The sequence below is a fragment of the Acidovorax sp. NN32 genome (assembly GCF_057597245.1).
The window spans coordinates 3,756,308-3,783,089 of the sequence record NZ_CP199679.1; the positions used below are offsets into that span (position 1 = coordinate 3,756,308).

20 protein-coding genes are annotated in these 26,782 nt (G+C 65.8%); 15 read left to right on the top strand and 5 right to left on the bottom strand.

What is annotated here, in order from left to right:
* Positions 1-13: 13 nt before the first annotated feature.
* Positions 14-1,579: a methyl-accepting chemotaxis protein gene (locus ACT89O_RS17325; RefSeq protein WP_487260697.1), complete on the bottom strand. Its 1,566-nt coding sequence runs from the start codon at positions 1,577-1,579 to the stop codon at positions 14-16.
* 309 nt (positions 1,580-1,888) lie between these two features.
* On the opposite strand from ACT89O_RS17325, the gene ACT89O_RS17330 reads away from it, so the two are divergent.
* Complete coding sequence (locus tag ACT89O_RS17330; RefSeq protein WP_082437237.1) at positions 1,889-2,128, top strand: YMGG-like glycine zipper-containing protein; 240 nt, start codon at positions 1,889-1,891, stop codon at positions 2,126-2,128.
* Positions 2,129-2,235: 107 nt separating this feature from the next.
* Here the strand turns inward: ACT89O_RS17330 and ACT89O_RS17335 are convergent, their stop codons facing one another.
* Complete coding sequence (locus tag ACT89O_RS17335; RefSeq protein ID WP_121508628.1) at positions 2,236-2,883, bottom strand: DedA family protein; 648 nt, start codon at positions 2,881-2,883, stop codon at positions 2,236-2,238.
* A gap of 109 nt (positions 2,884-2,992) precedes the next feature.
* Here ACT89O_RS17335 and mutL point away from each other — a divergent pair, with 109 nt between their 5' ends.
* Positions 2,993-5,035 carry a DNA mismatch repair endonuclease MutL gene (mutL, locus tag ACT89O_RS17340; protein WP_487260698.1) on the top strand — a complete coding sequence of 681 codons (2,043 nt, stop codon included), beginning with the start codon at positions 2,993-2,995 and terminating at the stop codon, positions 5,033-5,035.
* Positions 5,036-5,200: 165 nt separating this feature from the next.
* Here mutL and ACT89O_RS17345 read toward each other — a convergent pair whose 3' ends face one another.
* The gene (locus ACT89O_RS17345; RefSeq protein WP_121505819.1) at positions 5,201-6,364 is read right to left on the bottom strand and encodes a glycerophosphodiester phosphodiesterase; all 1,164 of its coding nucleotides are present in this window, start codon (positions 6,362-6,364) and stop codon (positions 5,201-5,203) included.
* Between the two features lie 254 nt (positions 6,365-6,618).
* On the opposite strand from ACT89O_RS17345, the gene gdhA reads away from it, so the two are divergent.
* The 7 genes from gdhA to ACT89O_RS17380 all read left to right on the top strand — a co-directional run bounded on the left by gdhA (position 6,619) and on the right by ACT89O_RS17380 (position 15,586).
* Complete coding sequence (gene gdhA / locus ACT89O_RS17350) at positions 6,619-7,962, top strand: NADP-specific glutamate dehydrogenase (protein ID WP_487260699.1); 1,344 nt, start codon at positions 6,619-6,621, stop codon at positions 7,960-7,962.
* Positions 7,963-8,089: 127 nt separating this feature from the next.
* Positions 8,090-9,223 (top strand): PilT/PilU family type 4a pilus ATPase, encoded by a 1,134-nt coding sequence (locus tag ACT89O_RS17355; protein WP_487260700.1) that lies wholly within the window; start codon positions 8,090-8,092, stop codon positions 9,221-9,223.
* Positions 9,220-11,667, top strand: a complete 2,448-nt coding sequence (locus ACT89O_RS17360) for a GspE/PulE family protein (protein ID WP_487260701.1) — start codon at positions 9,220-9,222, stop codon at positions 11,665-11,667. Before ACT89O_RS17355 ends, ACT89O_RS17360 begins: the two co-directional genes overlap by 4 nt.
* Positions 11,668-11,745: 78 nt before the next feature.
* Complete coding sequence (locus ACT89O_RS17365; RefSeq protein ID WP_487260702.1) at positions 11,746-12,579, top strand: alpha/beta hydrolase; 834 nt, start codon at positions 11,746-11,748, stop codon at positions 12,577-12,579.
* A gap of 88 nt (positions 12,580-12,667) precedes the next feature.
* Entirely contained in the window at positions 12,668-13,909 is a 1,242-nt protein-coding gene (locus tag ACT89O_RS17370; RefSeq protein WP_121505817.1) for a multidrug effflux MFS transporter, read from the top strand.
* Positions 13,902-14,933 (top strand): tRNA (adenosine(37)-N6)-dimethylallyltransferase MiaA, encoded by a 1,032-nt coding sequence (gene miaA, locus ACT89O_RS17375; protein ID WP_487260703.1) that lies wholly within the window; start codon positions 13,902-13,904, stop codon positions 14,931-14,933. Before ACT89O_RS17370 ends, miaA begins: the two co-directional genes overlap by 8 nt.
* Positions 14,930-15,586: an ABC transporter ATP-binding protein gene (locus ACT89O_RS17380; RefSeq protein ID WP_487260704.1), complete on the top strand. Its 657-nt coding sequence runs from the start codon at positions 14,930-14,932 to the stop codon at positions 15,584-15,586. Before miaA ends, ACT89O_RS17380 begins: the two co-directional genes overlap by 4 nt.
* Positions 15,587-15,603: 17 nt before the next feature.
* Here ACT89O_RS17380 and ACT89O_RS17385 read toward each other — a convergent pair whose 3' ends face one another.
* Together ACT89O_RS17385 and ACT89O_RS17390 are read right to left on the bottom strand one after the other, a co-directional pair.
* Positions 15,604-17,196 (bottom strand): serine hydrolase, encoded by a 1,593-nt coding sequence (locus ACT89O_RS17385; RefSeq protein WP_487260705.1) that lies wholly within the window; start codon positions 17,194-17,196, stop codon positions 15,604-15,606.
* Positions 17,197-17,620: 424 nt separating this feature from the next.
* Positions 17,621-18,049 carry an Hsp20/alpha crystallin family protein gene (locus ACT89O_RS17390; protein ID WP_055393269.1) on the bottom strand — a complete coding sequence of 143 codons (429 nt, stop codon included), beginning with the start codon at positions 18,047-18,049 and terminating at the stop codon, positions 17,621-17,623.
* Positions 18,050-18,371: 322 nt separating this feature from the next.
* Here ACT89O_RS17390 and ACT89O_RS17395 point away from each other — a divergent pair, with 322 nt between their 5' ends.
* From ACT89O_RS17395 to ACT89O_RS17420, 6 genes are all read left to right on the top strand, one after another.
* Positions 18,372-21,038 (top strand): ABC transporter permease, encoded by a 2,667-nt coding sequence (locus tag ACT89O_RS17395; protein ID WP_487260706.1) that lies wholly within the window; start codon positions 18,372-18,374, stop codon positions 21,036-21,038.
* A gap of 374 nt (positions 21,039-21,412) precedes the next feature.
* Positions 21,413-21,967, top strand: a complete 555-nt coding sequence (locus tag ACT89O_RS17400) for an IPTL-CTERM sorting domain-containing protein (RefSeq protein ID WP_238385445.1) — start codon at positions 21,413-21,415, stop codon at positions 21,965-21,967.
* A gap of 27 nt (positions 21,968-21,994) precedes the next feature.
* Positions 21,995-22,930, top strand: coding sequence for a collagen-like protein (locus tag ACT89O_RS17405; RefSeq protein WP_487260707.1), 936 nt, complete (start codon positions 21,995-21,997; stop codon positions 22,928-22,930).
* Positions 22,931-23,851: 921 nt separating this feature from the next.
* Positions 23,852-24,268, top strand: a complete 417-nt coding sequence (locus tag ACT89O_RS17410) for a hypothetical protein (protein ID WP_487260708.1) — start codon at positions 23,852-23,854, stop codon at positions 24,266-24,268.
* Between the two features lie 71 nt (positions 24,269-24,339).
* Positions 24,340-25,488, top strand: coding sequence for a collagen-like protein (locus ACT89O_RS17415; protein ID WP_487260709.1), 1,149 nt, complete (start codon positions 24,340-24,342; stop codon positions 25,486-25,488).
* 206 nt (positions 25,489-25,694) lie between these two features.
* Positions 25,695-26,765 carry a tetratricopeptide repeat-containing glycosyltransferase gene (locus ACT89O_RS17420; protein WP_487260710.1) on the top strand — a complete coding sequence of 357 codons (1,071 nt, stop codon included), beginning with the start codon at positions 25,695-25,697 and terminating at the stop codon, positions 26,763-26,765.
* Positions 26,766-26,782: the final 17 nt, after the last annotated feature.

The window sequence follows — 26,782 nt, forward strand, 5'->3', positions numbered from 1 at the left end:
GATCAGCACCCGCTCAGCGCCCCAGCCGGAACACGCTCACAATTTCGGCCAGCTTGGCAGCCTGGTGCTTGAGGCTGTCGGCCGCTGCGGCGCTCTGCTCCACGAGCGCCGCGTTCTGCTGCGTGACCTGGTCGAGCTGTGTGACGGCCTCGCCCACCTGACTGATGCCAATGGTCTGCTCGCCCGTCGCACTCGATATTTCGCCGATCAGGTCACTCACACGTTTGACCTGGGCGACGATGTCTTCGATGCTCTGCCCCGCGTTGCCGACCAGGTGCGTACCAGCATCCACCTTCTCCACACTGGCACCAATCAAGGCCTTGATCTCCTTGGCAGCCTCGGCACTGCGCTGGGCCAAATTGCGCACCTCGCTGGCCACCACGGCAAAACCCCGGCCCTGCTCGCCCGCGCGGGCGGCTTCCACAGCGGCATTGAGCGCCAGGATGTTGGTCTGGAACGCGATGCCATCTATCACCGCAATGATGTCGGTGATCTTGCGCGATGCGGCCGAAATGTCCTGCATCGTGGCCACCACCTGGCCCACCACCTCGCCACCCTTCACAGCCGCAGCCGATGCGGTGCCCGCCAGCACGGCGGCGCGCTGGGCAGTGTCGGCATTGTTCTTCACGGTGCTGGTGATCTCCTCCATCGAGGCTGCGGTCTGCTCCAGATTGCTGGCCTGCTCCTCGGTGCGCTGGCTCAGGTCGGCATTGCCCGAGGCGATCTCGCTGGAGCCGGTGGCAATGCTGTCGCTGCTGTGGCGCACATCGCCCACGATGCGCACCAGCGAGGTCTGCATGGCCTCCATCGCCCGCATCATCTCGGCCACCTCGCCCCGCCCGCTGGCATGGATGGGCTGCGACAGATCACCCTCGCCAATGCGCTGGGCGACGGCGCTCACTTCCCCCAGCGAGCGGCGGATGCGCTGTACCACCACCCACGACAACACCACCAGCAGCGCCAGCCCCGCCACACCCGCCGCCAGCACGGTCATGCGGTAGGACTGGATCAAGCCCGCCGCCTCGGCCGCCTGCTCGGCCGAGCGTTGCACCTGGTAGTTCACCATCTTGTCGGCCACGGCGTTGTACTTGTCCAGCACCGGGGCAAAGCTGCCCAGCGCATAGGCGCGCGCCTGGGCCATGTCGCCCGCCTTCTTCAGCGCGAGCGACTTGTCGCGCGTCTCCAGGTAAGACTTGCGGATGGTGGCCAATTCCTCCTGGATGAGCAGCCCCTGCGGGCTGTTTTCCAGCTCGGTGTAGCGCTTTTGCACCTTGCTGGTGTCAGCGGTGGTGGCCGCCACCACGTCCTTGAAGTAGTTCTGCAGGTCATCGCCCTCCGTCTGGACGATGGAGAACACCCGCGTGGAGTTGACGGCAATGTTGCTGCGCCAGCGCAGTGCCAGCTGCAGCCGCTCGACCTGCTCGGTGGCCAGGCGGTCCACCGTATTGCCCAGGGTCTGCACCCGCACCAGGCTCAGGACCAGGATGAGCACCAGCGCAAAAACAGCCACCCCCACAATCAATCCAATCTGTTGCGCCACCGTCAGCTGCGCACCCATCCCCCGTGGTTGCTGGTCCATGGTGTCCCCTTTTGTAGATGTATGTGATGGGTTTGCAGAGAGAAGAAATGATCTTCCTGCGCCCGCCCGTTGGCAACCACCCCACGGGCCACGTAAACCCTGATCACCGGCCTCTGGCCCATGGGCCAAGGACGCCTTACGGCCAACCGCAGCGCCCGCCCCGCACGAGGCCCCATGTCCTACAGACGCTTGCCACAGCTGCCTACGCCGGGCCCCAGCCGCCGAATGGATAGTGAAGCCACAGGTCGAGCCCCGACGCACCCGCTGCTGGGACCCCAGGCCTGACTCCATTCATAAAGGACTCCTGCCATGAAAATCCGTCACATCCTTCTTGCCACCACCTGCACTGCAGCCCTTGCTCTGGGTGGTTGCGCTTCCAATCCGTCGGGCGCCCAGGTGGGCACCGGTGTAGGCGCCGTGGTCGGCGGTGTAGCCGGCAACGCTGTCTTTGGCGGGCCCGTAGGCACCATTGGCGGCGCGGCGGCCGGTGCCCTCATCGGCCATGAGATCGGCGAAGACCGCGATCAACGCAAGCCCTACCGCCGTTAATTCCCCCTCTGTGCCTGACCCCCTGGGAATCAGGCAAAAAATAGCTGCTAGCGCTTATTTTGTAAGCGCCAGCAGCTATATTTTTTATAGCATTTGCAATTGATAAATCAGGCCGCCTTGGCCTGCCGCCCCGCCCGCCAGGCGCCAAAAATCGCGATCAGGCCGGGCACAAAAATCATCGCCCAGATGATCTTGTCCAGGTTCTCCTTGACCCAGGCAAAGTTGCCAAAGAAGTAGCCAGCGGAGCAAATGCCCAGCACCCAGATGAGTGCCCCGGCCACGTTGAACGCTGTGAACTTGGTCCGGCTCATCTCGGCCACGCCCGCCACAAAGGGCGCAAACGTGCGGATGAATGGCATGAAACGCGCGAGGATGATGGTGATGCCCCCATAGCGCTCGTAAAAATCGTGCGCCTGGTTGAAGGCCCGGCGGTTGAACCAGCGCGAGTCCTCCCACTGGAACACCTTGGGGCCAAAGAAGCGGCCAATCGAATAGTTGCACTGGTCCCCCAGAATGGCCGCCGCGATGAGCACTGCGCAGGCCAGAGGAAAACTCATCATCCCCGCGCCGCAGAGGGCGCCCACGATGAACAGCAGTGAGTCGCCGGGCAAAAACGGCATGACCACCACACCGGTTTCGACGAATACGATCAGGAACAACAGCGCATACACCCAGGCGCCATAGGTTTGCACAAAGGCTTCGAGGTACTTGTCGACATGCAGGATGAAGTCGATCAGAAAGGTCACCAGTTCCATGGGGGAGCCGGTGGGGGCACCGGACGCAAAAAAGTTGCGGGCATTATCCCCATCGGCCAATAGGCACCGGCCGATACCCCTGCGCGGCCCCCGCCCTAAAATTGGCCGGGTGAACGACACCACCCCCACCCTTGCAGCGGCAGAGCCGGCCTCTTTTACGCACCTCACCACCCGCCGCCCCATCCGCGACCTGCCGGACGAGCTGATCAGCCAGATCGCCGCCGGTGAAGTGGTGGAACGCCCCGCCTCGGTGGTGCGCGAACTGGTGGACAACGCGCTGGATGCAGGCGCCACGCAAATCACCGTGCGCCTGTCGGCCGGCGGCGTGCGCCTGATCACCGTGGAAGACGACGGCGGCGGCATTCCACACGAAGAGCTGCCCGTGGCCCTGCGCCGCCACGCCACCAGCAAAATCACCAACCTGAACGACTTGGAAACCGTGGCCACCATGGGTTTTCGGGGCGAGGCGCTGGCTGCGATTGCCTCAGTGTCGGAGATGTCGCTGCTCTCCCGCCCCATCGCCCAGTCCAACGCCTTTTTGCTGGACGCCCGCAGCGGCGAACTGCGCCCCGCCGCGCGCAGCACCGGCACCACCGTGGAGGTGAAAGAGCTGTTCTTCTCCACCCCCGCGCGCCGCAAGTTCCTGAAGACCGACGCCACCGAGCTGGCCCATTGCATCGAATCGGTGCGCCGGCACGCGCTGGCCCGGCCCGATGTGGGATTTGCCATCTGGCACGAAGGCAAGCTGGTGGAGCAGTGGCGCGCCACCTTCGTGCCTGGCCAGGGGGATGCACAAGATGCGCTGGCCCGCCGCCTGTCGGACGTGCTGGGCGAAGACTTCGTCACCCAGTCCGTCGCCGTGCAGCACCGCGTGGGCCCCGTCATCGTGACCGGCCGCGCAGGCCTGCCCGACGCTGCCCGCTCGCGCCCCGACCACCAGTATTGCTACGTCAACGGACGCTTCGTGCGCGACAAGGTGCTGACGCACGCCGCCCGGAGCGCGTATGAAGACGTGCTGCACGGCCACAAGCAGCCCATCTACGCGCTGTATGTCGAGATCGACCCGGCGCGCGTGGACGTGAACGTGCACCCCACCAAGATCGAAGTGCGCTTCAGAGACAGCCGCGAGGTGCACCAGGCCGTGCGCCATGCCGTAGAGAACGCGCTGGCAGCGCCCCGCGCCGCAGCGCTGGCGGCGGCTGCAGGGGCTGCCGCTTCAGCAGACACGGGCTCCACGGCACAGGCCCCCATTGAGAATTTCAAGCCAAATAAGCCTCTAGCGCTTAACAGACAAGCGCAAGCAGCTATCAAATTTGAAGAACGTGGCCACCATGTGGCCGACCTGCAGGCGCTGTGGGGGCCAAGGAAAGAGGACGCAGCCACACCGTCTGCAGAGCTCACCGCACCGCTGGTGAACTGGGGCGCTGCGGCCAACACTGGCGAGGCAGATGCCATGCCGCAGCCCGTGACACCCACGTCATTCGCCCCCCCTGCTGCGGCCTGGGCCAACAACAGCACCGCGAAAGAAACCACCTGGCCCCAGGGCCAGGGCGGCAACGACTCCGCCTGGCCGCTGGGCAAGGCCGTGGCCCAACTCCACGGCGTCTACATCCTGGCCGAAAACGCCCAGGGCATGGTCATCGTGGACATGCACGCCGCGCACGAACGCATCGTCTACGAACGCCTCAAGTCCCAGGTGGATAGCGGCGCCCGCATTGCCAGCCAGCCCCTGCTGATCCCCGCCACCTTTGCCGCCACCCCGCAAGAGGTCGCCACCGCCGAAGAATCGGCCGAGGTATTGGCCACGCTGGGCATGGAAGTCGTGCCGTTCTCCCCCAAGACCCTGGCCGTGCGCGCCGTGCCCACCACGCTGGCCCAGGGCGACCCGGTCGAACTGGCCCGCAGCGTGCTGGCCGAACTGGCCGCTCACGACGCCACCACCGTGGTGCAACGCGCGCGCAACGAAATCCTGGGCACCATGGCCTGCCACGGCGCCGTGCGCGCCAACCGCAAGCTCACGGTGGACGAGATGAACGCGCTGCTGCGGCAGATGGAAACCACGGACCGCAGCGACCAGTGCAACCACGGACGGCCCACGTGGCGGCAGCTCAGCATGAAGGAGCTGGATGCACTGTTCCTGCGGGGCCGGTAAGTAACCGCAAAAAGATCGGCCCGAGGGCCGATGGACCACCTGCACATCAAGCCAAGGAGCCGCCACAACCGGCACAGCCCCAGGCCCGAGCACCCGTGGAACCGGCTTTGCTGGCCCACCGGGTACGCCCGCTTGGGGGGAAGGCGCGCAGCGCCTCAGGGGGCTTCAGTTATCCCGCGCCGCCTTGGCATGGTCCGGGAAGTCGCTGAACACGCCATCCACGCCCAGTTGATAGAACAGCTTGTATTCCGCCTTGGGGTCGCCCTTGAAGTCCGACGCCAGGCGCTTGGCCTCGCTGCGGAAGGTGTAGGGGTGCACCAGCAGGCCCGCGGCGTGGGCGTTTTTCACCACGTCGGTGGCGGGCATCATCACGCGGTCGCGTTCGTCGATCTTGCCGTCGCCATTGAGGTCGTCGGCCTTGCCGTCCTTGTTGGCGTCCACCTGCTTGGAGGGGATCAGGTAGGGCTTCCAGGGGCCGATGCCGTCGGCGTAGGTCTTCACTTCCTTCAGGCCCGCAGGCGTGAGCAGGCTGGCGAAGGTGCGCGTGTCTCCCGCCACGGCAAAGTCGTACGGTTTGTCATAGGGGGCGGTCAGGTCCATGCTGCCGTCGGGGTTCACGTCGTTCGCGTCCACCAGTTGCACCAGGCGGATCTGGGTCTTGGTGCGCAGGTACTTGAGGTTGGACACCTCAAACGACTGCACGATGACCGGAGAGCTCTTGGCGGTGTAGCTGTACTTGGCCAGGATGGTGAGCAGGCGGTCTTCGAGTGGCAGGCCCAGGCGGACGTGGTAGGTGGGGTGCTTGGTTTCGGGGTACACACCCACCGTGCGGCCCGCCTTGGCGCCTTCGCTCTTGGCCAGGTCCAGCACTTCTTCCAGCGTGGGGATCTGGTACTTGCCGTTGTGAGACTGGTCGCGGTCGGCCAGGGGCTGGATGGCGCGCAGGGTCTTGATTTCAGCCAGGGTGAAATCCGAGGCAAACCAGCCTTCTTCTTCCACGCCATCGACCACTTTCTTGGTCTTGCGGCTGGCAAATTCGGCGCGGGTGGACACATCGGTGGTGCCGGTGATGTTGGGCTCGTGGCGTGCAATCAGCGCACCGTCCTTGGTGGCGACCAGGTCAGGCTCGATGAAATCGGCGCCCATCTCGATGGCCCGCTTGTAGCCTTCGAGCGTGTGGTCCGGCAGGTAGCCGGCGGCACCCCGGTGGCCAATCACCAGGGGCTTGTCGCCGCTCAAAGTGGGATAGGGGTTGTCATCGCTGCCACCGCAAGCAGCCAGCGTGGCCACCAGGGCCAGCGCACCCAACTTAGCACCAGAAATGTGCATGCTCTTCTCCTCGTTGTGTTTAGAACCGCCGAACTGTGGGCGCCCCCTGTGACAAGGCGATGACGCCCGTTTTGCGAATGGATGACAGCTTCACTGCACCATCCAAACGCACCAAAAAGTGGCAATCCCCCTGCCACATTCCCCACCATTGTGCAGAGTCATGCGCATAAACGTATAACTTTTAGACATAATTCGATGTTGCAGCGCGCCATGGCGTGCCACCGCCCCTTGATCTTCAGAAAGTTTTTTGAAATATGAAACACGCGTCCGCAGGCAGCTTCCTCTCACACGTCGCCCTTCGCAACCCGGGGCAGCCCGAGTTTCTGCAAGCTGTCACCGAGGTGATGGAAAGCCTGTGGCCCTTCATTGAAGAACACCCCCGCTACGCCGAGCACGGCCTGCTGGAGCGCCTGGTGGAGCCCGAGCGCATCGTCATGTTCCGCGTGTCGTGGGTGGACGACCACGGCAGCGTGCAGGTGAACCGGGGCTACCGCATTCAGCACAGCATGGCGATTGGCCCGTACAAGGGCGGCATCCGGTTCCATCCGTCGGTCAACCTCTCGGTGCTGAAGTTTCTGGCGTTTGAGCAGACCTTCAAGAACGCTCTGACCACCCTGCCCATGGGCGGCGGCAAGGGCGGCAGCGACTTTGACCCCAAGGGCAAGAGCCCGGGAGAAGTCATGCGCTTTTGCCAGGCCTTTGTGTCCGAGCTGTTCCGCCACGTGGGTGCCGACACGGACGTGCCAGCGGGCGACATCGGCGTGGGCGGCCGCGAGGTGGGCTTCATGGCCGGCATGATGAAAAAGCTCAGCAACCGGGCCGACTGCGTGTTCACCGGCAAGGGGCTGTCGTTTGGCGGCTCGCTGGTGCGCCCCGAAGCCACTGGCTACGGCACGGTGTACTTTGCGCAGGAAATGCTCAAGTCCAAAGGCCGCTCGCTCGACGGCTTGCGTGTGTCGGTCTCCGGTTCGGGCAACGTCGCGCAATACGCCGTCGAAAAGGCCATGGAACTGGGTGCCAAGGTGGTCACGGTCTCGGATTCGAGCGGCACCATCGTGGACGAAGACGGCTTCACCCCTGCCAAGCTGGCCGAACTCATGGAAGTGAAGAATCATCTGTATGGCCGCGTGAGCGACTACGCAGCCCGCGCCGGCGCCACCTTTGAAGCCGGGGTACGCCCTTGGCATGTACCAGTGGATGTGGCCCTGCCCTGCGCCACCCAGAATGAGCTGGACGCGAACGACGCGGCGGTGCTGATCAAGAACGGCGTGGTCTGCGTGGCCGAGGGCGCCAACATGCCGTCGACCATCGACGCAGCCAAGGCGTTTGAGGCTGCAGGCGTGCTCTACGCCCCGGGCAAGGCCAGCAACGCAGGCGGCGTGGCCACATCGGGTCTGGAGATGAGCCAGAACGCCGCGCGCCTGTCCTGGCCGCGCGAAGAGGTGGATGCGCGCCTGCTGCAGATCATGCAGGGCATCCACGCTGCCTGCCTGCACTATGGCAAACGCAGCGATGGCACCGTGAGCTATGTGGACGGCGCCAACATCGCCGGTTTTGTGAAGGTGGCCGACGCCATGCTGGCGCAGGGCGTGGTGTAACCCTGGGGTTTCGAGCCCTGCACACCAACAACGATGGGGCTGCGGCCCCATTTTTGTTTTTGGCGTACTGCGCGGCACAGGCTATGCTGTTCTTGCCGATCTTCGTGTCATCTGTTGGGAGTCCACCGTGGAAATTTTCAGCTTTCTGAACGTCATGGTTGAAAAAGGAGGCTCCGACCTCTTTTTCAGCGTGGGCGCGCCGGTCAATCTCAAGATCGAAGGCGTGACCCACCCCTTGAAGATGCCCGTGCTGCTGCCCGGCCAGGTCAAGCAACTGGCCTACTCGGTGATGAACGAAAAGCAGATCAGCGAGTTCGAGGCCAAGCAGGAGATGAACCTGTCGATCTCGGCCGAGAACCTGGGGCGGTTTCGGGTCAATGTGTTTGTGCAGCGTGGCGAAACCGGCATGGTGGTGCGCTACATCAAGAACAAGATCCCACCCCTGGCAGCGCTGGGCCTGCCCGAGGTGCTGGAAAAACTGGTGCTGCGCAAACGCGGCCTGGTGCTGGTGACGGGCGCCACCGGCTCGGGCAAATCGACCACGCTGGCCTCGATGATCAACTACCGCAACGAGAACGTGACAGGCCACATCCTCACCATTGAGGACCCGCTGGAATTTTTGCACGCGCACAAGCGCTCGGTGGTAGACCAGCGCGAGGTGGGCATTGACACGCAGTCGTACGAAGAAGCGCTGAAGAACGCGCTGCGCGAAGCGCCGGACGTGATCATGATCGGCGAGATCCGCGACCGCAACACCATGAAGCAGGCCATTGCCTATGCCGAGACCGGCCACCTGTGCCTGTCTACCCTGCACGCCAACAATGCCAACCAGGCCATGGAGCGGGTCATCAACTTCTTCCCCGAAGACGCGCACCACCAGCTGCTGATGGACCTGAGCCTGAACCTGGCCGGCGTGATCTCACAGCGCCTGATCCCCGGCCTGCACGAAAAGCTGGTGCCTGCAGTGGAGGTGATGCTCAACTCGCCGTACATCGCCGACCTCATCGCCAAGGGCGAGTTCTCGGGCATCAAGGAAGCCATGGGCCACAGCACCGAGATCGGCATGTGCACGTTTGACCAGGCGCTGTACCAGCTGTACAAGGACGATCGGATTTCGCTGGAAGAAGCCCTGCACAACGCCGACTCACGCACCGACCTGGCGCTGCGGGTGCGCCTGGCAGCAGGCGTGTCCACGCAGGACGCGGGGGATCTTTCCATTGACACGTCTTCGCCCATGCAGTCGGCCTCGCGGCTGTCGTGACGGCCGCAGCGCGCATGCAGCAGTGGCCGTTTCCGCCGTTCTTTCGGGACGCCCGCCCGGCCGACGCCGTGGCGCCAGCCGAGGCCATCGTGTTCACCACCACCGGAGACACCCACCACGGCGTGCTGGAGCGTTTTGATCCACAGGCAAAGCTGGCGCTGCTGGCACCGCATGAAGGCGCAGCCGCTGTCGCGCTGCCTTTTGAAGCGATCAAGAGCATCCAGCTCATGCCGCCGATTGCACTGACGGCCGATGCCGAGCTGGCCCTCCGCTACCAGGCTGCCGGAGGGCACGAGGTCAACACCACGTCGCGCCCCTTTACCGTGCAGTTCACCGACGGAGAACACCTGCGTGGCGAGACCAAGGGTTTTGTCAAAACCCGCCAGGGCCTGTTCTTCTATCTGACCACCGACGCCGAGCACTGTGTGCGGATTTTTATTCCCACCACCGCGCTGCACAACTACCAGGTGGGGGGCCTGCTGGGCCAGCACCTGATCCGGTCGCATCTGGTCAGCGCCGAGACTGTGCAACAGGCCCTGACGGAGCAGGAGCGGCGTCGGCAGGAACTGCCCGCGGGCGGCCCAAACGGCCCGGCCACCCACGACGCGGCGCAGCCCATCGACAACCCGGCGCAGTTGGCCGGGCAGATCACGCAGATCGGCAGCTTTGTGCCAGTGCGGCTGGGCGACATCCTCATCAACCAGGGGCTGGTGAGCAACGACCAGATACGCCAGGCACTCACGCTGATGCAGCGGGGCCACAAGCACCTGCTGGGCAACATCCTGGTGGAGATGGGAGCGCTGAGCCGGGCCCAGCTGACCGAGGTGGTAGCACAGCAGTTCAGCATTCCGCTGGTGGCGCTGGATGGGTTTGTGGTGCAGCCGGAGGTGCTGCGCCTGGTGCCCAAGGAATATGCGGTGGAGCACCAGGTGCTGCCGCTGCTGGTGAGCGACAAAAGCCTGGTGGTGGCGGTGGAAAGCCCGGTCGATGCCGACTACCTGGACGAACTGCGGTTCTCGGCCCAGAAGCAGGTGGTGCCGGTCATCGCCAACCCCGAAGAACTGGCCGCGCGCATCACGCTCGAATACTCCAAACTGGGCATGGACCGCACCGATCTGTCGATCGAGGAAGAGCTGCGGCAACTGTCGCAGCGGCTCAGCGCCAGCGATTCCGCTCCCGGCTACCCCGATCTGCAGCGGCAGGTGTCCGACAACGACAGCCTGGTGGTCCGGCTGGTCAACAAGACCATTCTGGATGCACAGGCGCGCGGCGCCTCCGACATCCACATCGAGGCCTACCCCGAGGAGCAGCCCACACTGATCCGCCTGCGCGTGGATGGCGATCTGACGGAGTACATGCGCATTCCGTTCGTGCTGCGCGCGGCGCTGCTGTCACGCATCAAGATCATGGCCAACCTCGATATCTCCGAGCACCGGCTGCCGCAGGACGGCAAGATCGACTTCTCGCGCTTTGGCCACACCAAGCTGGAGCTGCGCGTGGCCGTGCTGCCTACCACCAATGGGCTCGAAGACATCGTGATGCGGCTGTTGGCATCGTCCAAACCTATCCCGCTGGCCAAGCTGGGCATGGATGCGGCCCTGGTAGAGCAACTGCAGCAGATGGTGCACCGCAGCTACGGTCTCATCCTCGTGTGCGGGCCCACCGGGTCGGGCAAGACCACCACCCTGCACTCGCTGCTGGCCGAGGTGAACCACCCGGACACCAAGATCTGGACCGCCGAAGACCCGATCGAGATCACGCACCAAGGCCTGCGGCAGATCCAGATGCATCCCCGCATCGGGCTCACCTTTGCCACCGCCATGCGCGCGTTCTTGCGGGCCGACCCGGACGTGATCATGGTGGGCGAAATGCGCGACAGCGAAACCGCGCACATCGCCATCGAGGCCTCGCTGACCGGCCACATGGTGATGTCCACCCTGCACACCAACAGCGCTCCCGAGAGCGTGATCCGCATGTTGGACATGGGGCTGGACCCATTCAACTTTGCCGATGCGCTGGTGGGGGTGCTGAGCCAGCGCCTGGCGCGCCGCCTGTGCCCCGACTGCAAGCAGCCCTACACCCCGGATGCCGACGAGCTGCAGCAGATCGCCACCGACTACGCGGCTGGCACCGGGCTGGCGCCCGAAGCACTGCTGGCCCCATGGCGCAGCCGATTTGTGCCCGCTGGGGCCACCGACTGGGTGCTGTACCGCGCCCAGGGCTGCAGCCATTGCGACCACACTGGCTACAAGGGCCGCGTGGGCATCTACGAGTTGATGGCTGCCTCGCCGGGCATCAAGAAGCTGATCCAGACCCGCGCGCCGGTGGACCAGTTGTTCGAGGCTGCCACCGCACAAGGCATGCTGCGGCTGCTGCAGTATGGGCTGCTCAAGGTGCTGGAGGGCGTGACCGACCAGCGCAGCGTGCGCGGTGCGTGTTCGTGAGGCTGGGCCTGGCCTAGTCCACTGCAGCAAGCACAACCGCCCGTCGAACTTTGTCACGCTGAACGACTCAGTCGAACGATGAAAAGAACCGCCCTCCTCCTGTCCCTGACGCTGGCCGTTGCTGTCAGCGTGGGCTGCGCCACCCTCGACGCCAAGCAGCGCGAATGGATCTTCCAGCCCAGCGACCGCAGCTGGGGCGGTGCACAGTCAACGGCGGACATGCAGGATGTCTGGATCGACTTCCAGTCCGACGCCAGCGGCAAGGCCGAGCGCCTGCATGGCCTGTGGCTGGCCCATGAGCGCGCCGATGCGCCGGTGCTGCTCTATTTGCACGGTGCACGCTGGAACGTGGCGGGCTCGTCGGCACGCATCCGGCGCATGCAGGAGCTGGGCTTTTCGGTCCTGGCCATCGACTACCGGGGCTTCGGCCAAAGCAGCGCCGGGCTGCCGTCTGAGGCGACTGCCAGCGAAGATGCCCGCGCCGCGTGGGACAGGCTGGCCCAGCAGCAACCGGGCAAGCCCCGCTACATCTTCGGCCACTCGCTGGGCGGCGCCATTGCCATCGACCTGGCCCGCCAGGTGTCTGACGAACAGGGCACCATGGTGGAAGGCACGTTCACCAGCATCCCCGATGTGGTCAGCACCTTCAAGTGGGGATGGTTGCCGGTGTCGGGCCTGATCACGCAGCGTTTTGAATCCGTCCGCAAGGTGGCCGAGATCGGCTCGCCCCTGCTGGTGGTGCATGGCAGCCAGGACAGCCTGATCCAGCCCGCCCTGGGCCGCAAGCTCTTCGAGGCGGCGCAAGAGCCCAAGCAGTTTGTGCTGGTGGAAGGCGGGTCGCACCACAACACCAACTCGGTAGGGCAACCAGCGTATCGGCAAGCCATGGCATCGCTGTTCAATCTGAAATAGCCTTCTGCCGCAGGCCCCATGCACCCTGTTGGGGGCATCGCTACTGCGCTGAATGCCCCCGTTCCCTGTCTGGTACGCTCAGACAGATATGTCTGCTCCCTCCGCCACCGCCGTGCCTGCGGCTGCTTCCACCGCCATCCAGCCCGGCATGGCCATCCTGGTGCTGGCCATGCTGCTCTCCATTCAGCCCGTCACCACTGACCTGTACCTGCCCGCATTGCCCGCCCTCACGCGCAGCCTGGGCGCTCAGATGGCCGCTGCACAGCTCACGCTCAGCGGGCTGCTGCTAGCGTTTGGCTGCTCGCAAATGGTGTGGGGGCCGTTGTCAGACCGCTTTGGCCGCCGCCCCATCCTTCTGGCGGGGCTGGGCATCTACACCGTAGCTTCGCTGGGTAGCGCCTTTGCGCCCACCATGACACTGCTCATCGTGTGGCGCATTGCCCAGGGTGCCGCCATGGGCGCGGTGGTGATGTGTGCCCGGGCCATCGTGCGCGACCTGTACACCCCGCTCGATGGAGCGCGCGCCATGTCCAAGGCACTCACCGGGCTCGGGATTGTGGCCTGCATCTGCGCACCACTGGGTGGGGTGCTGAGCGAGTGGCTGGGCTGGCGGGCGGCGCTGATGGCGCTCACGGTGTATGCCGTGGCCACGCTGGCACTGGTGGCGCTGCGCTTGCCCGAGACCCTGGCGCACCGCAACCCGAAAGCCCTGCAGCCCCGTGCACTGGTCGGCACCTGGATGCAGGTTTTGCGCAGCCCCACTTTCTGGGCGTTCTCGCTGCAGACCACAGCCACCTATGGCGGGCTGTTCACCTTTCTGGCCGCGTCCTCTTTTGTCTTCATCGACGTCCTGGGCCTCACGCGCACGCAGTTCGGGTGGACGATGGCGTCGGCCTGCGTGGCGTATCTCGCGGGCACTTTCCTGTGCCGGCGCCTGCTGGTACGCCAGGGCCTGCTGCGCACGGTGGCCATTGCTGGCGCGCTGAGCATGAGCGGCGGCACGCTGATGGCGGCCGTGGCCTTCATGGGCTGGCACCAGCCGTGGGCGCTGCTGTTGCCCTTTTACCTGTTCATGCTGGGCCACGGCATCCACCAGCCCTGCGGGCAAAGCGGTGCGGTGGGGCCCTTCCCCAAAGCGGCTGGCGTGGCGTCCGCGCTCAATGGTTTCATGATGATGCTGGCCGCGTTCGGGATTGGCGGCTGGCTGGGGATGCGGCTGGACGGCACGGTGTGGCCGCTGGTCAACGGCATCTGGTTCTGGTCGGTGGTGCTGGCCCTGATCTCGTGGACGCTGGTGCAAAAATTTGGAGCGCCGCGTGAGCATGCCTGAGCCCCTGCTGCACACCGCTCTGCCTGCCATCGCTCTGGCAGGCCCCACAGCCTCGGGCAAGACGGCGGGCGCCCTCGCACTGGCCGCTGTGCTGGGCAAGCAGGGCACGCCGGTGGAGATCATCAGCGTGGACTCGGCCCTCGTGTACCGGGGCATGGACATCGGCACCGCCAAGCCCACGCCCGACGAGCTTGCCGCTGTCCCGCACCACCTTATCGACATCCGCGACCCGCTGCAGGCCTACAGCGCGGCCGAGTTCGTGCAGGACGCCACGCGGCTCATCGCCGAGATCCGTGCGCGCGGTGCCCTGCCGCTGCTGGTGGGCGGCACCATGCTGTACTTCAAGGCGCTGTTTGACGGCATTGACGACATGCCCGCCGCAGACCCTGCCGTGCGCGCACAGATCGAAGCCCAGGCCGCCGAGCAGGGCTGGCCCGCGCTGCATGCCGAGCTGGCCCGCGTAGACCCCGTGACGGCCGCACGCCTGGCCCCGGCCGACAGCCAGCGCATTCAGCGAGCGCTGGAGGTGTGGCACGTATCCGGCCAACCCCTGTCGAGCTTTCATACTACTAAAAAGATAGCTGGTAGCGCTTGTGGAATAAGCGCTAGAGCCTTGTTTTCCCTAGAACCTGACGACCGCGCCTGGCTGCACAGTCGCATTGCCCAGCGTTTTGACGCCATGCTGGCCAGCGGCTTCATCGACGAAGTGCGGGCCCTGCGCGCGCGCGGCGACCTGCACCCTGACCTGCCCTCCATGCGCTGCGTGGGCTACCGCCAGGCGTGGGAAGAGCTGGACTTCCAGGCGGCCAAGGGCCCCGACGCGCCGCTGAACCTCGCCTTTTTGCGCGAGCGCGGCATTGCGGCCACACGCCAGCTAGCCAAGCGCCAGATCACCTGGCTGCGCAGCATGCACGAGCGCCACACCATCGCCTGCGACCAACCCCACGCCGTCGCCCAGCTCGTGCAGGCCGTGCTGCAGCGGCTGCAGCAGCAGCCGGGCGGACTAGAACCCGCCACCCCATGACACTGCTGCGCGCTGAACAACTGGGCAAACACTACGGTGAAACGCCTGTGTTCTCGCACGTGAACTTCACTGTCGAGCCGGGCGAGTTCGTGGCCATCGTGGGCGATTCGGGCGTTGGCAAGTCCACCCTGCTCAACTGCCTGGCGGGGCTCGACACCTGGGACACCGGCCGCATCACGCACGGCGCCACCGACCTGGGCCAGCTAAGCGACACAGAGCGCGCCCTGTGGCGCCGCGCCCATGTGGGTTTTGTCTTCCAGGCCTTTCATGTGCTGCCGCACCTGGACGTAGCGCAGAACGTGGCCCTGCCGCTGATGCTGCTGGGCCAGAAAGACCCGACGCGCGTACAGCAGATGCTGGACGCCGTAGACATGGCCGACCTGGGCGCGCGGCTGCCGCAGCAGCTCAGCGGGGGGCAGCTGCAGCGCGTGGCGATTGCCCGTGCTCTCGTGCACCGCCCCGCCCTGCTGCTGGCCGACGAACCCACCGGCAACCTCGACCCCACCACCGCCGCCCGCGTGATGGACCTGCTGCTGGCGCAGACACGCGGGCATGGGGCGTCGCTGGTGCTGGTCACGCACTCCGACGCGGCGGCAGCCCGGGCCGACCGGGTGCTGCGGCTGCGCAGCGGCGGCATCAGCGCGGGCGGCTGACTGAGAGGCCTGCCTGTTCAGGGCTCCAGGCGGGGCGCCCGGAAGCGCCCGTTCTGGTGCAGCACCACGGCACGCACCTCGCCGCTGGGATAGCGCTCAAACTCCAGCTCGGCCCGTACCGCGTCATACGCAAACCGGTCTGGCTGCCCCGGCAGCGGATAGACCGTGAAGCGCGGCTGCGAGCCCAGGCGCACCTGCAGGCGACCGTCTTCAGCCTGCACATCCAGCACATTGCCGCCGCGCAGCCGGTAGCGGCCCAGGTAAGGGGCCAGCACGCCCTGGGCCTGGGGTGGTACCAGGCCAAGTACCGGCTCTTCGGACCGGGTTGCCGTCAGGCGTGCCCCAAAGCGTGTGTAGTGAAGCACTGTGGGTCGGCCTTCCGTATTGCGCTCCAAGCGGAACTGGCGGCCGGTGGCTGGTTGCGTGAACGCATCCGGCCCCAGCACCTGCAGCGGCTCAAACACCCCACCCGTGGGGCGGGCTTGCAGTTGCCCATCCACCATGGCAAGGCTCAGGGCGACGGCAGGAGATACGCGGTACACCCCTTCGTACGGGGTAAGCACGGTCGCATCGGTGGCGGGCTGACCGGGCGGCGCGGGGTAACGCTGCTTCAACAGTGGCGTCATCACATCCTGCTGTGCGGCACGCGCGTTGCCCACCAAGGCGATCACCGCCTCACCCCTGTCGGGCGCCAGCAACCACACGCTGCGAAACCCCCCGGTACCGCCGCCATGCAGCCAGGTGCGCACCCCATCGCGCTCGCGCAGCATGATGGCGTAGCCGATCTGGCCACCGCCGTGGTCCGCAAGCGGTGTGAACAGGCGCTCGGCCGCTGGGCCCAGGGGCCCTTGCGCGCCCGCCAGCAGCGCGCGGCTGAGCACCAGCATGTCGGCCGTGGTCGAGCGCAAGGCGCCCGCACCGGCAAAGGCATCAAACTCCCACACCGACACCGGCGTCTCGCCCTCGTGCGGTGCAGCAAGGCGGGGTGCCTTGTCGCCCAGCGACTGCACCGTGTCCTGCATGCCCAGCGGGCCGGTGATGCGCTCGTGCACCAGCACCGCCCAGGGTTTGCCGTAGCGCTGGGCCAGCAGCTCGCCCAGCACCGCAAAACCGAGGTTGCTGTATGCGCCAGCGCACGGAGGCGACTGGGCCAGGCGTGCATCCGCCAGGGCTTGCCACAGCCGGATGCGGTCGTAGCGCATGTAGGGGTTGGCAGCATCCGAATTTCGGCGGAAGTCCGCCGGCAAGCGCGGCAGACACGAGGTGTGCGTGACCAACTGGCGCAGGGTGATGGCAGCTACCGGGGCGGGCAAGGCGGGCGCCAGTGCGGGCGAGCCGTTGAGCAACCCGCCCAGCGTGTCGTCCAGCGCCATGTCGCCACGCTCCACCGCCTGCGCCAGCAGCAGGCCGGTGAACACCTTGCTGATGGAGCCCACTTCGAACAGCGCCTGGATGGGCGACTCAGCCACGCGGTTGCGGGCGGCACCGAAACGTGTCTGGCCGTCGTGCCACACACCCACCTCGGCAGCGCCGCGCAACGGGCCCAGCGCTGCAGCCGCCATGGCGTCCGCAGGGCCCGACCAGTCGAAACGGGGTGGAGGGGCAGGCACAGCGGGTGTGGTTGCAGCGTGCCCGGAAAACGCTATCCACAGCGCCCCGGCAGCAAGGGCTTGCCACGCAAGGCGGCGTACCGGGGCAAGGATTCCATCACTGCAAACCATTTGATCGCCTCCCTGAAAGGCACCACGGTACGGGTGCCATGGCGGGCATGGTCGCATGCACTGGCTGTGGGCAGGCTTAAGAAGTGGTTCAACATCTATTGGGGAGCGCCATCCGGCGGCGCTTCGGACGGCCATCCGACGCTCCACGGGCCACAGAGACCCCGGCCACGCAGCCCCATGGATCTGCATGCGGCAGGCCGTTGGCGGGCGACCCAACCGCCGTTCGAGGTTCGTCTTGCGCCCACGGAATCAACCAACCCACTCGCCCTGGGAGGGGCGGTGGATTGCATTTTTTCGCGCAAGTCCGATGGAGTTACTCGATGTTCAACCGCTGCGCCGCCTTGTTCACCTTTTTGGGCAGGTTCAGCGTCAGCACACCGTTGTCGTATTTGGCCTTGGCTTGTGCAGCGTCCACATCGGCGGGCAACTGGAAGCTGCGGGCCACCGCGCCGTAGTAGCGCTCCGAGCGCAGCACCTTCTCGCCTTCGCGCTTTTCATCGTGCTGGCGCACCTCGGCGCGCAGGCTGACCACATTGCCTTCAAGCGAGACATGGATGTCTTCCTTGGCCACGCCGGGCACTTCGGCCAACACGGTGTAGCCGTCCTCGGTTTCCTTCACGTCCACCTTGATCTGGCCGGGGCTGGGCAGGTTGTCGCCGTGCAGCGGGCGCACGTAAAAGCCCGGTGCAATGTCCTTGAAGAAGTCGTCAAACAGACTGCCGCGTGTCACAAGAGAGTTCATGGTTTTGCTCCTGAAAAGGGGTTGAGACAAACAACTGGGCCTGCGCAGGAGGGCGGGCCCCTGAGAAGGTGTGAACGAACCCCACATGCCCGCTCATCCCGCCAAAACGCTCCCGCTTGTTGTTGCAAATGCTCGCCATGGCCCGAGCTATGGCTGCGCTTTGCGCCTAGATCGGAAACGTTTTGGCAGCCTGCTCGGGCACGCGGGGCTCATTCACACCTTCTGGCTCCAAGATAGGCGCAGCCTTTCGGCACTTCAAGAGGATGCAAAACGCAAGGTTGACCTGCATCAAACGCTGCTGGGACCAGCCCCTGCGGCCACAATGCAGGCCATGCTTGCATTGCTCCGCACCTTCTCCTGGCAGGACCTGCGCCACCACCCCTGGCGCAGCGCTGCGGCGGTGGCGGCGGTGATGCTGGGCGTGGCGCTGGCGTTTGCGGTGCATGTGATCAATGCGTCGGCGCTGGACGAGTTTTCGCAGGCGGTGCGCGCCGTCAACGGTCAGCCCGACCTGGAATTGCGCGCCATGCAGGGAGATCTGCCCGAGGCGTTGTATGGGCAGCTTGCCACGCACCCCCAGGTGGCGCGCGCCAGCCCGCTGCTGGAGCTGTCGGCCGTGGCGCGAGCCCTGCGGCCACAGCCAGGTGCTGCAAGCGTGCCCTCCCCCACCAGCGCCCCGCTGCGCGTGCTGGGCGTGGACGCCCTGCTGCTGCCCACCATGGCGCCCGCGCTTATGCCACGGCCTTGGGCGGGCGCTGACCGGCTGGCCCTTTTTGCACCGGCCACGGTGTTCCTCAATGCGGCGGCGTTGCAGGCACTGGGTCTGCCCACCACACCCACCTCATCGACCGAACCGGCACCGCAACTCCTGCTGCAGGCCGGGCTGCAGCAATGGCCGGTGCAGGCGGCGGGCACGGTGGCCGCCGGGGGCGCACCCCTGGCGGTGATGGACATCGGTGCGGCGCAGGATCTGTTCGGCCGCGCGGGCCAGCTCAGCCGCATCGACCTGCAGCTGCAGCCGGGCACCGACCGCAGCGCGTGGGAGCAAGCCGTGCGCGCGCTGCCCGGCTGGCCGTCGCAGGTGGTGTTTGCGCAGCCGGGCGACGCGGCGCAGCGCATCAGCAATCTGTCGCGCGCCTACCGCGTGAACCTCACGGTGCTGGCGCTGGTGGCCTTGTTCACGGGCGCATTTCTGGTGTTCTCGGTGCTGGCGCTCAGCGTGGCGCAGCGTGCGCCGCAGTTTGCGCTGCTGGCCGTGCTGGGCGCCACACCGCGCCAGCGCCTGGCGCTGGTGCTGGCCGAATCCGCCGTGCTGGGCCTGGTGGGCAGCGCCGCCGGCATCGCCCTGGGCACGGCCCTGGCCGCCGCCGCGCTGCGCCTGCTGGGGGGCGACCTGGGCGGTGGCTACTTTGCGGGCGTACAGCCCGTGCTGCAGTGGAGCGCACCGGCGGCCCTGGTCTATGGCGCACTGGGTGTGCTGGCTGCACTGGTGGGTGGCTGGTGGCCCGCGCGCGCCGCGCAGACGCTGCCGCCCGCGCAAACCTTGAAAGGCCTGGGCACCGTGTCCAGCCAGGCGGGCAAAGGCTGGATAGGTATTATTTTGATAGCTATTGGCGCTGTACTGACGAGCGCTCCGCCCATTTTTGGCATACCACTTGCCGCGTACCTGGCCATCGGCCTGCTGCTGGTGGGCGGCATTGCCGTGCTGCCCTGGGCCATGGCCTGGCTGTTGCACCACCTGCAGCCGCTGGCCGCACGCCACGCCCTGGCGCTGCTGGCACTGGAGCGCGCGCGGCGCATGCGTGGCACGGCCGCTATCGCAGTGGGCGGCGTGGTGGCCAGCCTGAGCCTGGCCGTCGCGCTGACGGTGATGGTGTCGAGCTTTCGCGGCTCGGTCACGCAGTGGCTGGACGCAGTGCTGCCATCGCCCCTGTATGTGCGCTCGGCCCTGGGTGTGCCGGGCAGCGAGGCTGCACTGCTGCCTGCGGGCTTCGCCGAATCCGTCGCGCAATTACCTGGGCTGGCGCGTGTGCAAGCCCTGCGCGCGAGCCCGCTGCAGCTGGATGCCACGCGCCCCGCGCTCACGGTCATCAGCCGCCCGCTGGGTAACGATCCGGCGCAAAGTCTGCCACTGGTGGGCGAGGCCCTGCGCGTGCCCGCGGGGCGCACTGGCGTCTACATCAGCGAGGCGGTGGTGGACCTGTATGGGCTACGCCCTGGTATGGAGTGGCCTGCACTTTCTGATGCTTTTAGCCCCCTGGCGCTTGATAGACAAGCGCAACAAGCTATCTTTTATATAGCAGGCGTATGGCGCGACTACGCCCGGCAGTCGGGCGCCGTGGCCATGGACCGCACCGTATGGCTGCGCCTGACCGGCGATGCCCGCACCAGCGACCTGGCGCTGTGGCCCGCCGAGGGAGCAGACATCTCAGCGTTGCAGGATTCGATCCGCGCAGTGGCAGCCGCGCAGGCGGGCCGTGTGCCCAAGGCCCGGGAGAGCGCCAGCGCGGTGGACGGGGCCCTGGTGGAGTTCGTCTCCGCAGGCGCTATCCGTGAACGGTCGCTGCGCATCTTCGACCGCAGCTTTGCCGTCACCTACTGGCTACAGGCCGTGGCCATCGGCATCGGCCTGTTTGGTGTGGCCGCCAGCTTCAGCGCCCAAATCCTCGCGCGCCGCAAGGAGTTCGGCCTGCTCGCCCACCTGGGCCTCACGCGGCGCCAGATCCTGGCCGTGGTGGCCGGCGAAGGCGCCGCCTGGACGGGCGTGGGCGCGGCCGCAGGCTTGCTGCTGGGCCTTGGCGTATCGGTGGTACTGGTGCACGTGGTCAACCCGCAGAGCTTTCACTGGACCATGGACCTCAGCCTGCCTGCCGGGCGGCTGCTGGGCTTGTGCGTGGCCGTGGTCGCATCGGGCACCTTCACGGCGTGGCTTGCAGGGCGGGCTGCGGCGGGGCGGGATGCGGTGATGGCTGTTAAGGAAGACTGGTAGCCAGCGGAACACAGCCCCGCAACGGCCCACCAGGCCCATGCAACAAATTGGTGCAGACACGTCACACAGACCAAATTTTGTTTGCAAATTGCAAACTCTTTCACGAAGATAGTAAACACGCTACAAAAATCATCGCGCTGTAACCCGCACACAGGCCGCAGGCATCCGCCCGAAACGCGCCTCACTGTGGTGCAGCGTTTGCCTGATCAACGAGGGAAAATCCAATGCAACGAAAGATTTCACGCCTTTTGGCCGGTTGTGCCATGGCCTTGTGCTTGTGCGCCCCTGCGGCAGCGCAAATTGTCATTCCACCCGGCGCCTCGCTGGACGCTCCAAGCGGCTCCATCGTTGATTTGAGCTGTAGCACCGTGGATATGCAAGGCACGCTCAACATCGGTGGCACGCTGAGTGTAGACAGCGACGTTACCTTCGGCTCCAGTGCCATCGTCTCCGGCAGCAACGGGATCATCTCGGTGGGTGGCAATCTCTCCGCCACAGGCCCCATCGACACCGGCAACAACACAGTGGTGCTGCGCGACGGCTGCATCGGCAACACCAGCCAGATCAGTGGCAATTTCGTGTTCCAGAACCTGACCTTGTCCAGCACCACGGGCCGCACCTTTGTCATCCCCGCAGGCGCCAACATCACCGTGCTGGGCACCCTGACTCTGCAAGGAGCGCCCGGTCAAAACATCCAGCTGGTCTCCTCGGGCGGCGGCACTGCCGTCATCAACCTGGGCCCCGGCGCAACGGTCACCCGTGACAACGCCACTGTCAATGGCGGCGTGCAAATCGGCGGCGCGGCAGCAGCCACCAACATTCCAACTTTGAGCGAATACGGCCTCATGCTGATGGCATTGTTGATGGGCTTGGCAGCCTTGTGGCACCAACGCCGTGCCCCAGGCGCAACGGGCAATCGACGCATCTGAAACTGCCGGAACCAGGAGTTTTCATCCATGAAGTCATCTTTTCATCCTCTGCGTCTGATCTGCGCCCTGAGCGCTGTCTATGCACTGCACACGCCCCTGGCCCTGGCTGCAGATATCAGCTTCACCCCGCCCAGCGGCGGCGGTTTTGTGATCAAGAGCCCAGGCGGTGCCCAGGAGCGGTTTCGTGTGCAGGGCACTGGCGAGGTCACCGTCCCCGGCTTGAACGGGGCCCCCACCGCCAACAACCTCACCTGCTTTGATGGCGCCGGGCGCCTGGGGCCTTGTGCCGCAGGCATTGGCTCCGGCGCCACGGGCGCAACAGGCCCCACCGGGGCGACCGGTGCAACAGGCGTGACCGGCCCCACCGGTGCCACAGGTACCACAGGTACTGCTGGTGTTACTGGCGCCACCGGCCCGACAGGTGCCACTGGAGCGACCGGCGCTTCGGGCACCGGTGCCACGGGCGCAACAGGCGCCACCGGGGCCACGGGCGCTACCGGTGTGACGGGCCCCACGGGGGTCACAGGTGCAACGGGCGCCACGGGTGCAGACAGCACCGTCCAAGGGCCTACGGGGCCTACAGGGGCTCAAGGCCTGCAGGGCATTCCGGGGCCTACCGGCGCTACCGGTGCAGACAGTACCGTGCCCGGGCCCACAGGGACCACCGGTGCAACTGGACCTACTGGCGCTACTGGAGCGACTGGTGCCACAGGGGTTGCGGGGCCATTGACACTGGAGACGGTAACCAACCCTGGATCATGGGCCGCCAATGCTGGTGCGGTTTCGGTGACGGCAACGTGCACTGGAGGGAAAACGGTGGTCAGTGGGGGATGCCGCATTACACAAAACGCCGATGCCCACTATTTTGGGGGCGGCTACCCAGCTTCAACGACCCAATGGACCTGTGAGTACAGCGTGTTCGGAGCATCACTTCAGGCCATGGCCTACGCCATCTGCCAGTAGTTGAGGACCTTCCCCCATCGCGTACCGCACACGGGGCATGGATGCAACAACGCACATGCCCCGTCCAACGCATTGGATGGAATGTCTTTGTGATGAGCCGCGCAACCCACTGATGTGGGACAGTCGGCTGCATCACTGTTCAGCTCGCTTTCGCGGTTGCCGACAAGCGGCGGCTTGCGTCACGGGGTGATACCTGACTTGGCATTGTCCCGCCACACTTCCCAGAGCTTCATCCAGAAGCCACACCCTCAACCAGCCCAGCACACCACCATGAAGCCCAAGTACCAACCACGCCACTTGTTCGCTGTGCTGGGAGCCGCCTACGCACTGCACACGCCACTGGTCCTGGCTGCCGATATCAGCTTCACCCCGCCCAGCGGCGGCGGTTTTGTGATCAAGAGCCCGGGCGGTGCCCAGGAACGGTTTCGTGTGCAGGGCACTGGCGAGGTCACCGTCCCCGGCCTGAACGGTGCCCCCACCGCCAACAACCTCACCTGCTTTGATGGCGCCGGGCGCCTCGGGCCCTGTGCGGCAGGTATCGGATCTGGCGCCACGGGTGCCACCGGCCCTACCGGTCCGACCGGCGCAACGGGTGCCACCGGGACAGGCGCCACGGGAACGACTGGCGCCACAGGGCCTACCGGCTCCACCGGAGCGACCGGAGCCACAGGCTCCACAGGCGCGACCGGAGCAGATAGCATGGTGGCAGGGCCTCAAGGGCTTCAAGGCATTCAAGGTCCCACGGGGCCAACCGGCGCAGACAGCGTAGTGCCCGGACCACAGGGCCTCCAGGGCATTCAAGGGATTGCAGGGCCTACCGGACCGACGGGCGCGACTGGCGCCACAGGGGCGGCGGGCACATCAGGTGGCGGGGTAACCGTTCAAGACAACAACGGCGTCAACCTTGGTACTGTCGTCGACATGTCCGTCAGCAGCCAGTCGTTTGTAGCCTTCCTGACTTCGACAAAGCACTACGTCAAATTGCGCTTCAACGGCACGGTTCAGAACGAATCTTCTATTTACTTTACTTCTGCGGACTGCACAGGTACGCCCTATGGCGGCAGCGGGGGAACTTCGGGCAATCCACGTTTTGCCAAGACCGTGATCTATCGGACAACAGGCCAGCTTTACACCCTTGCGAACCCCGACGCCAATGGTTTGGCCACTCCCGTTCCACAAGCCACGCTAGGTATCACGGTAGCCTCCATTGAAGACAGCACCACCGGAGCTTGCACCTCCTCGGCCTCTACCCAACACATGTTCCCACTAACCCCGGTGACGCCAGCAGCCGTAGGACTGCCAGCCAGCGTTGCAGCGCCGCTTTCGTTCGGCCCTTGAGTGCAAGACCTGAGTGGTCACACCCCTCTGGGGCTTCTCGACCCATCCCCTTCTTCTCAGTCTTACCAACCATGAAGACCAAATACAAAACTCTCTCCTTGGTGACCGCCCTGGGTGTGGCCTACGCGTACACGCCGCTGGCCCTGGCGGCGGATTTGTCCTTCACGGTCCCCAGCGGTGGTGGATTTGTGGTCAAGAGCCCCGGCGGCCAGGAACGGTTTCGTGTGCAAGACAGCGGTGAGGTGCGCGCCCCCGGCCTGAGCGGCGCCACCGCCAACACCAACCTCACGTGCTTTGATGGCCCCACAGGCCGTCTGGGGCCTTGTGCAGGGGGTGTCGGTTCTGGCGCCACCGGTGCAACAGGCCCTACCGGGGCTACCGGACCCACAGGCATTGCCGGACCCACGGGGGTCACCGGCGCGGCAGGAGCGACGGGCGCGATGGGCGCTACAGGCCCCGCAGGTGCCACCGGAGCGACTGGCGCCTCTGGCACAGGTGCCACTGGCGCAACAGGTGCGACCGGAGCCACGGGGGCGACTGGATCTACCGGGGCCACCGGAGCAACAGGCGCCACTGGCGCAGACAGCACGGTGCCCGGCCCCCAAGGAATCCAGGGTGTGCCGGGAGTTCAAGGACCTGTCGGGCCGACTGGTGCCGACAGCACCGTGCCCGGCCCCCAGGGCATCCAAGGGACTCAAGGGATTGCAGGCCCCACAGGACCAACGGGGGCAACCGGAGCCACTGGGGCCGCAGGCGGCGGAGGCGGCGGCATCCTGTTCGGCACCGCGGCGATCATGCCAGCGACGACCGACTCGGCCGCTTTTGTGCCTTTTGGTATCGGAGGCATGTCTGGCGGCAACTTTGACTATTCGCGATGCGCGTTCACTGCAGGGTCGGCCTGCACCATCGACCCAACGGTGTTCGCCAATGCCTCGTCCCCAGCCTTTGCGACCTGCACCACCACAAAGCTGCACGTGAGAAACTACACGGCCGTGCCAACGATTCCCCTGACGGTGACGCTCTATAAGAACGGTGCCTCGACGGGTCTGAGTTGCACGGTGGGCGCTACACCTGCTGCCACCTGCACCAGCACCACGGCGGTGGCCCTCTTGCCCACTGACAACATTGCGCTGCAGATGAGCACAACCAACGTTGGCGGCTTTACCTCTGGGGGAAGCGCGATCGAAGGAACCGCCATCAGCGCCGTGCATTGCGAGTGATTCAAGAGGCCGGCCCCGGCATAACCGGCCCCAGTCAATGCGATCCGTAGCTTTCTGGTTGCTTGCTTGCAGATAGGATGGAGACACCGCCCCCGCCAGAGGACAACTGGCGGGGACCGCGCAGACTGCCAACACCGGCCTGCGCGCAATCTGCCGGGGTCCGGATTCCCCGCCTCTAAAGCCCACGCTGAAGACCTATGCGACACATGCCCCCCGTCGTGCTCAACATGATCATCAAGAACGAGGCCCCGGTGATCACCCGGTGCCTTGCTTCGGTCAAGCCCTGGATAGACCACTGGGTCATCGTGGACACGGGCTCCACCGATGGCACGCAGGACATCGTCCGCGAGTTCATGCACGACGTTCCCGGCACGCTGTTCGAGCGCCCCTGGAAAAACTTTGCGCACAACCGCAACGAAGCACTGGAGTTGGCACGCCCCTATGGCGGCTACCTGCTCTTCATTGATGCCGACGAGCAACTGCGTGTGCCGCCCGACTTTTCCTGGCCCGCGCTCTCGGCCGACGGCTACACCCTGACCTGCCACATGGACGGCTGGGAATACCAGCGCAACAGCCTGATTGCCACACGCATCGGCTGGCACTGGGAGGGCGTGCTGCACGAGTACCTGACCGCCAAGCAGCACGGCCCCTGGCAGACGCTGCAGGGGCCGGTCATTCACGTCTCCCATGATGGCGCCCGTGCACGCGACCCGGAGACTTACCTGCGCGACATGGCCTTGCTGGAGCAGGCCGTGCGGGACGACCCCACCAACACGCGCAACGTGTTCTACCTGGCCCAGAGCTGCCGTGATGCCGGGAAGATCGAGCCCAGCTTGTTGTGGTACCAGCGCCGGGTGGACATGGGGGGCTGGGAAGAAGAGCGCTGGTACGCCCTGTTCCAGATCGCCGTGCTGCACGAGCGCAACCAGGCCCCCGCCGCCACTGTGCGCGAGGCCTATCTGGCCGCCTACGCAGCCCGCCCCCAGCGGGCTGAACCGCTGTGCGAACTGGCCCGCTACCACCGCGAACGTGGAGAACATGCGCTCGCCACGGTGTTTGCGCTGCAGGCGTCGCAGATCGCGCAACCCGCAGACATTCTTTTTGTGGACACACAGGTGTACGCCTGGCGTGCACTGGACGAGATGGCCGTCAGTGCCTTCTACACCCCCCACCGTGATCTGGGCCGTGCCGCGCTGCAGCGGCTGCTGGCCGAACGCCGCTACCCTGAGGCACAAGCCCAGCGCATAGAGGCCAACCAGGCGTTCTACGGGCTTTGACCACCCTGGTGACCCGA